Raw genomic sequence first — 13,972 nt, forward strand, 5'->3', positions numbered from 1 at the left:
CTGTTACCAGGAGTTCTGAGCGATGCGGATATTTATCTATGGTAGCGAGCTTAGTGCAGCAACGGCGGCAGCCGCGCTTTCCTGGGTAGGGCATCATGTGCATTGGCTGGCACATGAATCCGAGACATGGGAGTCGCTAGAGCAGGCGGGATGGATGTCCCGCGAACCGCATCTGCTCGGACAACTGCAAGAGAGCAGGGCCGAAGGGACCTTGATAGTTGAACACCAGGCTGATGCCATCTCCCAGGTAGATGTCATCTGGCTGGCATTATCGCCCGAACAACGCAGCGATGCGGCCCGCCTGATGATGCGAGCCTCCGCAAAGGCACCTGCTGGCTTACTGCTGATCAATAATTCGACCTTCCCGGTCGGGGAAACCGAGCGTTTGCAAGGACTTTTAAAAGAAAGTCAGCTAAGTGTTGCGTTGCCCGACATGCTGGAAGAAGGCCGCGCATGGTTGACCTTTACCCGACCAACCCGATGGCTTCTCGGCTGTGATGATGCGGAAAGCGAACGTCTGGTCAGGGAATTATTGCGGGCGTTTAATCGTCGCAGCGAGATATTTCAGAGCATGCCCCGTCGTGCCGCTGAGCTCACCAAACTGGCCATCAACGGTATGCTGGCCACACGCATCAGTTACATGAATGAAATTGCCGGGCTGGCAGACACTTTGGGAGTGGATGTAGAGTACGTACGCCAGGGTATGGGCGCTGATACACGTATTGGCTTTGAATACCTTTACCCGGGATGTGGTTTTGGTGGTCCCAATTTTTCACGCGACCTGATGCGACTTGCGGATGTCCAGTTTTCCAGTGGCCGAGCGTCAGCTCTGTTGGAACAGGTCATGGATATCAACGAGAACAAGAAGGAAACCCTGTTTCGCAAGCTTTGGGCACATTTTGATGGCAACCTCAGTGGCAAGACCATTGCTATCTGGGGAGCTGCTTTCAAACCAGGCACGGCCCGTATTGATCAGGCGCCAGTGTTGACCCTGCTTGAATCATTATGGGCTCAAGGTGTGAAGGTGCAACTGCACGATCCGGCGGCCATTCCTGCTTTATTGGAGGCCGTGGGTAAACGCGAGGATCTGAGTACCTTCGAGGAGGACCCCTATCTCGCCTGCGAGCAGGCTGATGCCCTGATGCTGGTTACCGAGTGGAAAGCTTACTGGAATCCTGACTGGCAGAAACTACGCCGTCTGCTCAATGCCAATTTGATACTGGATGGACGTAATATCTACGATCCGGCATTTGTAGCCAGCTGCGGCTTGGACTATCGAGGTATCGGCCGTCGTGCCGACGTTACCGCTCATTGAGGAGAACCCATGTCTGAATCCGCTTCGTCAAGGCGTATTGTCCCGGATGTTGAGCAAAGCGTCAGTGCGCAACATCTGCGTTACCGTAAAAGCCCGACCATCTGGCCCATCTGGCTGGCACTGGTAGCGCTATCGGGACTGCTCTTCGCCGCTGCCGTCGGACTCTGGTACGAGCGCGAGCGGCTGCTCGACGAAGTCAGTGGACTCAGTGGCGAAATCTCCAATATGCATGCCCGGCTGGATTCGGGTGACACGCAGATAGAAGAAACCATCACACTCTTGCAGGCTCAGATGGCCACTCTGTTTCAAGAGCAGGACCAACTGGGGCTGGCATTGAGCGATACGCGTAGTGAACTGTTTGGCCTGATACCTGCCAGCCAGGATATGGTCTCGACGGATGCGATTGATGAGCTGATCGAACAGATCGATTCACAGCAGGCAGCGGCCGCTGAACGTGACCGCCAACTATCAGCACTTGAGTCTTCCCTGGAAACACTTGAGCAGACCAGCAGCCGCGCCCGGAGTGATTTGGCCGATGGCCTTACCAGCCTGAACAGGCAGCTTGAACGCCAGGAAACTGTGTTGCTGGAAGACATGGAAACGCTGAGAGCAGAACAACAGGCACTACAAGGTCGTGCACAGGATCTGGATGATGCCATTGACGAAGCGCTGGTTGACAATAGTGCCGATATCGTCAGTCGTGCTGAAATGACGACGCAGATTGCCGTTGCACAACAGACCTGGCAGGAGGAAATGAATGCCCTGGAAAGCGATCTACGCCAGATCAGACAAGCGCAACTGGCCTTCAGCGCTCAGTTGGAAATGCTCAGATGAGCGCCGCCCGGGCCATGTAGCTAGGAAACCAATCCATGGATAACTGTTGCCGAGGAAAGGCGATCAAGCAATTCCGGATAGTCAGTGGGATGTCGCTGCTATTTATATCTTCCTCATTGCTGGCATTTGACGTTCAGATCGACGGAGTTGAGGGAGAGGTCAGCGACAATATCAGTGCCTACACCAGGGCAATCAAGGCGAGTGAGTTTACCGAGGCGCGCCTGGAGGGTGAAATTCGCCGACGTGTGGCCGAGGCCATGCGGCCCTTTGGGTATTACGAGCCTGATATCGACTTGACACTGGAAAGTGGCAATGACGGCGTTTCCATATCGGTTGATCCAGGCCAGCCGGTCACTATAGACGTCTTGTCATTACAGCTTGATGGCGACGCCAGTGAAGATCCGCCCTTTATCAGCGCTGTTGACAACTTTCCTCTTGAACAGGGGGATGTATTGCGTCATAGCCCTTGGGACAGCCTGGTCAGCCGACTGTCAACTCTGGCTCTGGAGCGGGGTTACTTCAACTGGCGGTTTGCCGATAGACGTATGGAAGTTCGGCCTTACCTGAACAGCGCGCGCCTGTATATGCACTTTGATAGTGGGCAGCGTTACCGCTTTGGTGATATCCATATAAAGGGAAGCCACATAGAGCCGGAGCGCCTTGAAAACATGCGTCCCTTTGAGTTGGATGCGCCGTATCTGGCCGAATCAATCGCTGAGTACAATCAACGCCTGTCAGAAACCGGCTGGTTCAACGCGGTTTCAGTGCGACCGAGGTTAACCGATCCGGCAGAACTGATGGCGATGACGCCTGATGAACACTCTGCATCCCTGTGGTGGCAGGAAGCCACCGGGCGGCAAATGCCCGACACCGACAGCACGACGATAAATGCCAATATCAGTGTGGACGCCGTGCGCAGCGCTTTGAGGCTCAGTCCCTCGGACAGGGTCTCGATGCCGATTGATATCAGCGTACAACCCGCTGATCGTCACAATTTCGAGATCGGGGTAGGGTTTGCCAGTGACGTGGGGCCGCGGATGAGCTTTTCCTGGCAGCAACCCTGGGTTAATCGCTTTGGTCACGGGCTTGATAATGATCTGTATGTCTCGGCACCTGAACAGCGGCTCTCCGGTGAGTACACCATTCCACTGGATGACCCGCTCAAAGACAGCTATGAATTGCAATACGGTATCAAGCATGAGGACGATAATGATACGCGCTCATTGGAAGGCTCCCTGCAGATCGCCAGACGCTGGAAGTTTGATAATGACTGGGAACAGACCATCTATCTACGCACGACTTACGAGGATTTTACTCAGGGGGGTGAATCCGACAAGGTCTGGCTGCTTTACCCCGGCGTTCAATGGACACGCACGCGTACCCGAGAACAGCGCTTTCCCGTCTGGGGTGATCGCCAGAGACTGTCGATTGACTACTCGGATACATTCTACGGATCAGATGCCCGCTTCCTGAGGGTGGACGGTGAGACCCAATGGATCCGTATGATCGGTAACGACAACCGTTTTATCGGCGGTGTGGGGCTTGGCGCTATTGAAACAGACGATTTTGACCGCATTCCTCCTTCGCTTCGCTTTTTTGCCGGGGGTGACCGTAGCGTCCGCGGGTACTCCTATGAAAGCCTTTCCCCTCTCAATGAGGAAGGGCGCCTGCGCGGAGGCCAGCAGCGGCTGACCGCCAGCCTCGAATACCAGCGTAGGGTCAAAAACAGTTGGTGGAGTGCGGCGTTTGTCGATACCGGCGACGCTTTTGACGATTGGGGCCCTGATAACCTCAAGACAGGCGCCGGGCTCGGCGTTCGCTGGATATCGCCGGTCGGCCCCATTCGTCTTGATGTCGCCCATCCGTTTGATCACGAAGACGACTGGAGACTGCATTTCTCTATCGGGCCTGAGTTCTAGGAGTTACCTGTGTCCCAAGATAAACAAACCGTGGTCAAACGGCATTATTTCTCAGTCCGAAAACGCCTGTGGCTACTGGCCTGGAGCTTGATACGTCTGATCATCGTATTGCCTATCTGGACGATATCCCTGTTATGTGTCGTTCTCGGTTGGGCATTGTCTCCGTGGGGAACCAACGTGCTGCTGGACCAGGCGGAACAGCGACACTGGATTCAGCTGGACGATCATCAGGGTAGCCTGCTTGAGCGCCTCAAGCTTGAAGGCCTTAGCCTTGACCTGGCAGGCGTTTCCCTCTCATTCGATGAGTTTGAACTGGCCTGGGCAGAGGATTGCGTACTTTCCGGCCGTTTGTGCATTGATACGCTGAGATTGATCAATGCTGATATTCGCCTGCCGGCTGGCGGTGACACACCTGAAAAGGAACAGCAGGACTCGGCGCCGATGCAAGAAATACGCTTGCCTTTCCCGGTTGAACTGCGTGAGCTGGTGGTGGAAAACATGGATGTGCGCCTCGGCGATGGCACTCGAATCCGCTGGGAGAGTTTTACTTCTGCTATCAGTGCAGAAGAAAACCTGATCCGTATTGCGCCCACCCACCTTGAGCGTCCTCAGGTCTATTTGCCCCCAGGTCCGGGCGTCTTGTTGGCAGCTTCAGAGGATGCGCCGCTTTCCAGTGAGGCGATTGATGCCGCCATTGAGTTGCAGGGCCCGCTTGAACCTGTCAATCAGGCTTCAGCTGCAGAAGTCATCGCCAATCGCGAGCCGATTGAGTTACCCGTTATCAGCCTGCCCATCAATCTTGAACTGCCTGAATTCAGCCTGAATGAATTGACACTTTCCGGCGTTACAGAGTACACCGTCAACAGCCTGCAACTGGACCTTACCGCCAGAGGGCGTCAGATCAACCTGAACCAGCTTGACGTCAGAACCCCGGATGCTTCCATGCAGTTGACGGCTGATGTGGCACTGGAAGGAAACTACCCGCTGAATGCTCAGCTTGATGGGCAACTTTTTCTACCGGAGATCATGCCGGAACTGGCCGGTGAAGAAATTTCCCTGCGTCTGGATGGCAATCTGAATGACTTGAACGCAACGCTAGACGCCCGGGGGCCAGTGTCAGCGAACCTGACCGCCAACCTGGATGCTCTGGCGCCGACCCTGCCTTTCCGGATAACGCTGGACAGCGACGAATTGCGCTGGCCGTTAACATCCGCGTCCATCGCTGAGGACAGTGAATCAGCGGATGAACCTTATGTGATTGACGGATTGGCGTTAACAGCCGAAGGTGATCTCGAAGACTACCGGCTGGATCTTCAGCTTGATGCCCAGGGCCCACAGGTGCCGCCCAGCCGGTTGTCATTGAACGGCCAGGGGAATCTGGGCATGTTTAACTGGGCTCCCTTGTCACTGACCGTTGATGACAGCCAGATATCCAGTAGAGGAAATGTCACCTGGCAAGACGGACTAGGCGTTGAAGCGATTGTTGAGCTGTCCAATCTTAACCCCAATGATCTTGCACCCTCGGTGGAAGGACGCCTGGATGGGCGCATGGATGTCTCCGTACGCCAGCAGGGTGAGCTTTGGACGGTTTCACTGCCGCAGCTTGAAGTCAACGGCGAGCTACAGGACTATCCACTTACTCTTGAGGCTGCGCTGACCGCAGACAGTTCGCTTGACGTCAATCTTCAGCAGCTGGAATTTGCTCAGGGTGACAACCGGCTCAATGCCAGCGGTCAGATACGTCCGGATAACATGGAGCTGGACGCCAGCATTGATATGCGTGGCCTGCAAACCCTGGCCCCCGGATTACAGGGCGGCCTGACGGGGCAGGTTCAGGCGCGGGGCAGCCTGGAGCAGCCGCAACTTACCGCCAATCTTGAAGGCCAGGGGCTGCGGTTTGGCGAAAATCGTCTGGATACTTTGCAGCTGGATGCGGATATCACTGGCATGGAAGACCCGCAGTTAGATGTCCGCCTGGCAGTAGATGATGCTGTTGCAGGTGGTCAAACATTTGAAAGTATCCTGCTTTCACTGGATGGCAGGCTTTCTGAGCATAACCTGACGCTGGATGTGCTCGGTGGCGCAGATAATGCACTGCTTGACAGTGTCACCCTGGCGCTTGATGGTCAGTTGGATCAGCCAGGCGAGCGCTACCAGGCCAAGCTGTCACCTTTTGAGGTTGTATCAGCATTCGGCACCATAGGCCTTGAAGCCCCTTTGGATCTGGGTTACCGCCTGGATAGTGGAGAAGCCCGTCTGTCCACATTCTGCTTGCGTCGCGAAGAAGGGGGCATAATCTGCTCCGACGAGTCCATCAACGCCTCTGCTGAGGCCGGTCAGGCTGTTCTGTCTGTCAGCGAAGTGCCCATGCAGGTGCTTGCTCCCTTTTTACCTGATGGCTGGTCGCTACAGGGTGATACCACGGCCGATATGACGGCTTCCTGGCAGCAGGGCGGTGCTCGCTGGCAGGCGGATCTGGGGCTCGACAGCAGTCTGGAAATTACCGCACTGAATGATTTTGGCCAGCCAGTGACTCTGCCGCGCCTGCGCCTTGAAACCGGCATAGAAGCTAACCCACAACAGGTGGATGCCAATGCCACGCTTGCGCTGGGTGATGCCGGGGATATCAATCTTGACCTGGCGATAACAGACCCAATGGGCGCCGCCGGTCTCGGCGGTGAGCTGAGTGTCGCCGGCGTTCGTCTGAACCCCTACCGCGACATGGTTGTTGGGCTTGATACCCTGGAAGGGCAGCTCGATGGCACTGTCAGTATCAGCGGTACCTTGGTACAGCCTGATCTTCAGGGGCAGTTAAGTCTCGAGCAGCTTCAGGTCGCCGGCCCCGATCTGCCAATAGTGGTTCCCGATGGTGAAGTTACCGTGGCGTTCGACGGGGCCTCTGGCCAAATTGATGGTTTTGTGGATGCCGAACGCGGACGCCTGAATATTCAGGGCGATGCCGTTTGGCCAGGAGATGATGACTGGGGGATCAGCATTGACCTGGAGGCAACCGAGAATCCACTATTGGTGGCATTACCACAGTTTGGCCGCCTGGAAGCCGCACCTGATATACGCATCCGCGTCGTTCCTGAGCGCTTGCAGGTACGTGGCGATGTCAATATTCCCTGGGCGCGTCTTGAAGCAGGTGAATTGCCCTCTTCGGTGACGGGGCCTAGCAGCGATGAGATCATCATCACCGAGCGCGATGATCAGGAAGCGGAACAGCGGGCGGGTGGGCCGAGTGCTGCAGAAAGTCTCGAGGAGGGGGGAATGGCCATGGATGTCCAGGTCAGCATCAACCTTGGTGAAGACATGCAGCTGTCTGCGTATGGGCTGAACTCGAACCTTCAGGGCACGCTTGAAGTGGACCAGAATAGTGGAGGGCTGCAGCTGTTTGGCGATGTTAACCTGGCCGATGGCCGTTTCAAATCCTTTGGACAGGATCTGCTTATCCGGCGTGGCGCCATTATTTTCAGCGGGCCGCCGGGGGCACCATCGCTTGATTTTGAAGCAATCCGTAATCCTGAGGTTACCCAGGATGATGTGGTGGTGGGTGTCAGGGTGACCGGACTGGCTGATTCCCCCAACCTGACCATTTTTTCCAACCCGGCCATGAATGAAACCCGTGCGCTTTCCTATCTGTTGCGCGGCAGGGCGCCCGATGAATCCGGAAGCGGATTTAACAGTGCCATGACCACGGCACTGATCAGCATGTCGCTAGGCCGTACTGGTGGCGCAGTAGGATCTATCGGTGAGACATTTGGTATTGATGACCTGCGTCTGGATACCGCAGGCGCCGGCGAGGATAGTCAGGTAGCGTTGAGTGGTCAGCTGACCGACGACATCAGCGTCAGCTATGGCGTCGGTATCTTTACCCCGATAGCAGAACTTACCCTGCGCTATACCTTATGGCGTGACCTGTATCTGCAGGCTGTTTCAGGTGCCAATCAGGCGGTTGACCTGATTTACCAATTCAGCCGCAGTGGTAACCCTTCAACGTTTCAAGCGAGGTAAGACATCATGCGTTTTTTTGATCGTGTTCCAACCGGGCGAGACACGCCGATACCCACCAGTGAGTATCATGCCATCAGCGGAGAAGCGCTGAAGCCGGCGCACCGCGAAGGCTACGCCACGCTGGTGGTTGGCATGGGGTGTTTCTGGGGCGTCGAACGCCTCTTCTGGTCAGTTCCCGGGGTTCTGGTCACGGCGGCAGGCTACGCAGGCGGCAAGACGCCCAATCCCAGCTATGAAGAAGTCTGTACGGGTCAGACCGAACACGCGGAAGTGGTCCTGATCATTTATGATACCGCTGAAGTCAGTCTGGAATCGCTGTTAACCATTTTCTGGGAAAACCATGACCCCACGCAGCTGAACCGCCAAGGGAACGACAGGGGTACCCAATACCGTTCAGCTATCTACACCACCAATCAACAACAGCTTGAAACAGCCCGGCACAGCGCCGAAATTTTTCAGCAACAGCTGGATCAGGCCGGACGAGGAACGATCACTACGGAGATAAAGCCGCTGGATACGTTTTATTATGCCGAAGCCTATCACCAGCAGTACCTACACAAGAATCCGGGTGGTTACTGTGGTCTGAAAGGCACCGGTGTCAGCTGCCAACTGGTGTGAGGACATTATTTCTGACGAGGACATACGATCATAATGAGAAGCTTATGCATATTACCCGGGCATATCAGTCTTTTTGCCTGTACAGCGGTCGCAGCGGCTCTCTTACTGGGTACAGTATCATCCCAGGCCAGCGAGAATGATCCCTGGGCGTCTCCGCCGAGCAGCGCTGAAAGTACTTCCTTTGCAGATCAACGTGAGGCCGTCATCTGGCGTCAGGATACATTCGACGAATCCAAGAGCCTGTTGCGCCAACTACGATTTGATATCGTTAATCAGCGCGATCTGTCTGCCGCTGAGCCGCGTATTGATTCCCTCAGGCAAATGCTCAGTGCGGATAACATGCTCCCGGCGTTCATTGAAGGCAGTCATGGTTCAGGGTCTGATGCCAGACCGGAAATCTGGGAGGAGTGGGATCGCTACCGATCGGGCTTTGATCAACTGGATACCGACATAGCCACTCTCCAAGAGGCAGTCAGCAATGAGGATTTGAAGGCTGCCGCCAAGGGTCTCTCAGTTGTCGGAGAAAGTTGTAAAAGCTGCCACCGTGGTTATCGTTACTGATCAATTCATGGCGGCTATCAAGGCCGCCACCTTGATCAATCGCCAGCGTCGAGGCCGTCAACTCGATGAAGGGTCGCCACCTGGCAGAGATCATCTATTCACCCTGATACCTGTATTTCCGGCCATGCATGACGATTTGTGGACCTCGCTGCCAGAGGTTCGAGATCAACCGCGCGCCTCATAGAACCTGCCGTGTCACGGGCATATTTAATGATCAGGAAATACCCTTTAACCTATTGATATTGAATGAAAGGAGCACGGAATGACGGATAAAACCGCTTATGAATACGACCTCTTTGTCATTGGCGCCGGATCAGGCGGCGTGCGCGCAGCCAGAATGGCGGCGGCTGAAGGTGCCAAGGTCGGGATAGCGGAAAACCGTTATCTGGGAGGAACCTGCGTCAATGTGGGATGCGTACCCAAAAAACTCTATTCCTATGCTGCGCACTTTCACGACAGCTTCGACGATGCGGCTGGCTTTGGCTGGCAATTACCTGGCCCGGCTACGTTTGATTGGGCAACCCTGCGAGAGAACAAGAAAGGTGAAATCAAGCGCCTGAACGGTATCTATCACCGCTTGCTCGAAGGTGCCGACGTATCGCTTTACAATGCGCATGCCAGCGTCATGGATGCGCATACCGTCGTCCTGCATAACGACGAAGGTGAGCATCAGGTCACCGCACAGCGGATTCTGGTGGCCACCGGCGGCTGGCCCTGGCTGCCGGATTTCCCGGGTAGCGAACATATGCTCAGCTCCAACCAGATTTTTGATCTGGAACATTTCCCCAAACGCTTTCTGACCCTTGGCGGTGGTTATATTTCGGTCGAATTTGCCAGCATTTTCAATGGCCTTGGTAGTGATACCCACCTTATCTATCGCGGCGATCTTTTCCTGCGTGGCTTTGATCAGGAAGTACGTGAATTTACCCGCGATGAGATGGCGCGTAAGGGAGTAAACCTGCACTTTAACGTCAATATTGCCCAGATCGATAAAGTAACAGGTGATAACAACCGCGATGAATACCGGGTGACATTGACTGACGGCCAGGTAATGCACGTGGATGCGGTTCTGGCGGCCACCGGCCGGCATGCCAATATTGAAGGGTTAGGGCTGGATACATTGGGCATACGCTTGGACGAGCAGGGCAAGGTGCCTGTCAATGAGCGTTTTGAGACCAGTATCCCTTCCATCCTGGCCCTTGGCGATCTGATTGCAGGGCCAGAACTGACCCCTATCGCACTGGCTGAAGCCATGCACCTGGTGGATGTTCATTTTCGTGATGTTGATGCGAGCCCGATGGATTACGCCAACATTCCCACCGCCGTGTTCTGTCACCCCAATATAGGAACTGTCGGGCTGTCTGAAGAAGAGGCCAGAGAAAAAGGCAATATTCGTGTTTACCAGGCCGATTTTCGCGCGATGAAACATACTTTGTCAGGCAGCCAGGAACGTACCCTGATGAAGCTGATTGTGGATGATGCTACCGACGTGGTGCTTGGCGCGCATATGGTAGGGGACGAGGCGGGAGAAGTTATTCAGGGCATAGCCATCGCCGTCCGGGCAGGGCTCACCAAGGCTGACTTCGACCGTACAGTGGGCATTCATCCAACCGGCGCTGAAGAATTTGTCACCATGCGCAACGTCACCCGCTACTAACCGGTGAAAAGCCGAGAGTATAATTTTTTATTATAGTACGGCCGGTCATGATCGCCCCAGATTTGCTGTTATCATAATTTAAAGTTATAGTAACGATAAATTGTTTTTAAACAATCTATTCATAAGATACTCGTTTCTTAAAGTACTTTTCGAACAATGTACGTATTGAACAGCGTACCACTTGATTAAATCGCAAAAGCGAAGCTTAACCATGACAACGCCAACACCACCCTTTACGCCCTCTGCCGACCTGGTTCGTCCTACCGTTGCGGATGCCGTGGTAGGGCATGCAGAGACCCCTTTATTCATACGCAAACCGAATGCTGAAGACGGCTGGGGGGTATACGAACTCATCAAGTCCTGTCCACCGCTGGATGTCAACTCAGCCTATGCCTATCTGCTGTTGGCAACACAGTTTCGTGATACCTGTGCTGTGGCTATCAATGAAGAACATGAGGTCGTCGGCTTTGTATCCGGGTATGTCAAGGATAATGCGCCGGATACGTATTTCCTGTGGCAAGTAGCCGTGGGGGAGAAGGCGCGTGGAACGGGCTTGGCCCGTCGTCTGGTTGAAGCCATTATGACACGCCCCGAACTTCAGGAAGTCCATCATCTTGAAACGACCATCACCCCGGATAACCAGGCCTCATGGGGTTTGTTTCGCCGGCTTGCAGCCCGGTGGCAAGCACCGCTGAACAGTCGAGAATATTTTTCCACCGAACAGCTCGGCGGAGAACATGATCCTGAGAATCTGGTCAGGATTGGTCCTTTCCAGACAGGCACTATCGCTGGTTATCAGGGTGATTGACGTACTATTCTATTGACGCTAGCAGTGGCTAAACGAATAAGGAAACTATTATGATCGTCCGCAATATTGAAGAAGCGCGCCAGACAGACCGCCTAGTCAAGGCAGAAAATGGCAACTGGGACAGCACTCGCCTGGTACTCGCCGCAGATGGTGGTGATTTTTCTTTTCATATCACGCGTATCTACGAAGGTACAGAAACGCATATTCACTACAAGCATCATTTTGAATCGGTATATTGCATTGAAGGGGAAGGGGAAGTTGAAACCCTGGCCGATGGCAAGATCTGGCCAATCAAGCCTGGCGATATCTATGTCCTTGATCAGCATGACGCGCATCTCCTGCGTGCCCATAAGACGATGCATCTGGCTTGTGTATTCACACCCCCCATTACGGGGACTGAAGTCCATCGGGAAGATGGCTCTTATGCGCCTGCTGATGAGGAATAAGGCATAGCCGTATGATAAAACAGCCCGCCAAAGACACCTGTTGGCGGGCTGATTTGTTTAGCGCTGTTCAAATACCAGCGTGATTTCGCCGAGTGTTAAACCAAATTTACGCATTGCCGTACGGTTAATCAGTTTTCCATCGGGTTGCAGGTACATCCAGTCATCCATGGTGAACGTCAAGGTCCGGCCACTGACTTCTATATCCAATGGGTAACGCATGTGAAAAGCATTGCCGTATTGTCTGGCTTCAACGTTGCCTTCCACATCGTTGGCCGAGCCATTCCAGGTGTGCTCGTCAATACGTTCAAATGTCCATACCCGTCGGTCTGTTTCACCGTTGGCAAAGACAAAGGCTTCATCCAGCACCAGGGTGTCACCCTCGTAAGTCCCTTCAATATCCACGGTAAACTGGCGCTGAATTTCGCCACTGTAGTCCTGTACGATTCCCCAGGCCCGGGTTTCACCTTCAAAGTATTCGGCAATATCCAGCGTGGGCGTGGTGTCTGCATACTGTTCGATATCAACGCTGGTACAACCGGTTAAAAGCAGGATTGCCAGCGATAGCACGCTCCAACGCCAAAAACGATCTAACAGGGCCATGGGAGATTCTCCTGAGGACAGCCAAGGGGTAAATATCACAAAACCATACACTGTACAGGAGTTGTCGAGCAACGCCTTGTCAAAATTACAGAACCAATGGACGACCCTAGAGTTCGCATAATATATATTATGTTAAATATGTTGATTGATGATATCACTTGTTCACAATGTCGTCTGCACGGTGTTGGACAAGCTTGCCATCGACTCCTTATCATGCCTCATTCGTTGATCAAGGGATTTATCTGCTATGCGCAACGGTTGTTCATGGATGGCCATCTCGCCCACCCCCCTTAACAAAAACCTCTCCAGGCTACTTATGGTCACCCTGCTAGCGACCCAGTTGACCGGGTGTGCCGCTCTGCGATCAGACCAACCGCAGGATTCCGCTCTCCAGCCGCTAGGCAGAGAGGCGTTCAATCAGCGCATTGATGAACTGGCTTTATCCCTTGAATCGCAGTGTGATACTTCGCCGCTATTAGACAGCCAGCAGCGTCAGGCGCAGCGCATGACGGCCGATGTGCGTGAAATTGGCAGCTTGTTAAGAAAACTCAACGATAATGTAGACAACCTGACGCTGGCCGCCCCTCAAATCGTCCCGACGGGCACTCAACAACCCGTGGCGGCCGAATTATGCAGTCAGGAGAATTCGCCCAGCGGAAACAAGACCCTCGTCGGTCGCAGTGAGTGGATTGGTTTACCTCATCTAGGTACATCTCTCAAGGCGCGTATTGATTCCGGGGCCAATACGGCATCGCTTTCTGCAACGGAAATTACCCCCTTTGAACGTGACGGTGAAGACTGGGTGCGCTTTAAATTGGCACTTAATGACAACGACGAGGTCTTAGAAAGTGCCCAAAAGGAAGCGTTCGAAGCCCCGGTTGAACGCCGGGTCAAGGTGCTACAGGCAACAGGTGAAGATTCACGCCCGGTTATTTCACTATTGGTGATCCTGGGGCCGATTCGTCAGCATGCTGAATTTACCCTGAATGATCGTACCCATCTCAATTTCCCTGTATTGCTGGGTAGGCGTTTTTTGCTGGATATCGCGCTTATCGATGTGGCTGAAAGCTATCTGCATGAGCGGCCAGAGTTTTCTGGCGGCACCCCTTCAGATCAAACGGTCAATGCCCCTTCATCAGACATGGATACGAATGATGACTGACCACTCATCGTACTGAGTGGCTACCTAACCAAGGAAGC

General features: G+C 54.1%; 12 protein-coding genes. 11 read left to right on the forward strand and 1 reads right to left on the reverse strand.

Annotated elements, in window-relative coordinates:
* Nucleotides 1–22 precede the first annotated feature (22 nt).
* From LL947_RS06975 to LL947_RS07020, 10 genes are all read left to right on the forward strand, one after another.
* Complete coding sequence (locus tag LL947_RS06975; protein WP_290822836.1) at nt 23–1,315, forward strand: nucleotide sugar dehydrogenase; 1,293 nt, start codon at nt 23–25, stop codon at nt 1,313–1,315.
* Between the two features lie 9 nt (nt 1,316–1,324).
* Complete coding sequence (locus LL947_RS06980; protein ID WP_499834343.1) at nt 1,325–2,149, forward strand: hypothetical protein; 825 nt, start codon at nt 1,325–1,327, stop codon at nt 2,147–2,149.
* Between the two features lie 89 nt (nt 2,150–2,238).
* The gene (gene tamA, locus LL947_RS06985; RefSeq protein ID WP_499834344.1) at nt 2,239–4,068 is read left to right on the forward strand and encodes an autotransporter assembly complex protein TamA; all 1,830 of its coding nucleotides are present in this window, start codon (nt 2,239–2,241) and stop codon (nt 4,066–4,068) included.
* A 9-nt stretch (nt 4,069–4,077) separates the two neighbouring features.
* Nucleotides 4,078–8,082, forward strand: a complete 4,005-nt coding sequence (gene tamB / locus LL947_RS06990; protein WP_499834345.1) for an autotransporter assembly complex protein TamB — start codon at nt 4,078–4,080, stop codon at nt 8,080–8,082.
* Between the two features lie 6 nt (nt 8,083–8,088).
* Nucleotides 8,089–8,700, forward strand: a complete 612-nt coding sequence (msrA, locus tag LL947_RS06995) for a peptide-methionine (S)-S-oxide reductase MsrA (RefSeq protein ID WP_499834346.1) — start codon at nt 8,089–8,091, stop codon at nt 8,698–8,700.
* 33 nt (nt 8,701–8,733) lie between these two features.
* The gene (locus LL947_RS07000; RefSeq protein WP_499834347.1) at nt 8,734–9,261 is read left to right on the forward strand and encodes a c-type cytochrome; all 528 of its coding nucleotides are present in this window, start codon (nt 8,734–8,736) and stop codon (nt 9,259–9,261) included.
* 7 nt (nt 9,262–9,268) lie between these two features.
* Entirely contained in the window at nt 9,269–9,445 is a 177-nt protein-coding gene (locus tag LL947_RS07005; RefSeq protein ID WP_499834348.1) for a hypothetical protein, read from the forward strand.
* Between the two features lie 78 nt (nt 9,446–9,523).
* Entirely contained in the window at nt 9,524–10,918 is a 1,395-nt protein-coding gene (gene gorA / locus LL947_RS07010) for a glutathione-disulfide reductase (RefSeq protein WP_404413244.1), read from the forward strand.
* Between the two features lie 211 nt (nt 10,919–11,129).
* The gene (gene ectA / locus LL947_RS07015) at nt 11,130–11,726 is read left to right on the forward strand and encodes a diaminobutyrate acetyltransferase (protein ID WP_290822848.1); all 597 of its coding nucleotides are present in this window, start codon (nt 11,130–11,132) and stop codon (nt 11,724–11,726) included.
* Nucleotides 11,727–11,776: 50 nt separating this feature from the next.
* A complete protein-coding gene (locus LL947_RS07020) occupies nt 11,777–12,172 on the forward strand; it encodes an ectoine synthase (protein ID WP_290822849.1) in 396 nt (131 codons plus the stop codon).
* Between the two features lie 57 nt (nt 12,173–12,229).
* Here LL947_RS07020 and LL947_RS07025 read toward each other — a convergent pair whose 3' ends face one another.
* Nucleotides 12,230–12,772 carry a DUF3833 domain-containing protein gene (locus tag LL947_RS07025; protein ID WP_290822850.1) on the reverse strand — a complete coding sequence of 181 codons (543 nt, stop codon included), beginning with the start codon at nt 12,770–12,772 and terminating at the stop codon, nt 12,230–12,232.
* A 268-nt stretch (nt 12,773–13,040) separates the two neighbouring features.
* Here LL947_RS07025 and LL947_RS07030 point away from each other — a divergent pair, with 268 nt between their 5' ends.
* A complete protein-coding gene (locus LL947_RS07030; RefSeq protein ID WP_499834349.1) occupies nt 13,041–13,934 on the forward strand; it encodes an ATP-dependent zinc protease family protein in 894 nt (297 codons plus the stop codon).
* Nucleotides 13,935–13,972: the final 38 nt, after the last annotated feature.

It is taken from the genome of Halomonas sp. BLK-85, assembly GCF_044792155.1.
GTDB lineage: Bacteria > Pseudomonadota > Gammaproteobacteria > Pseudomonadales > Halomonadaceae > Vreelandella.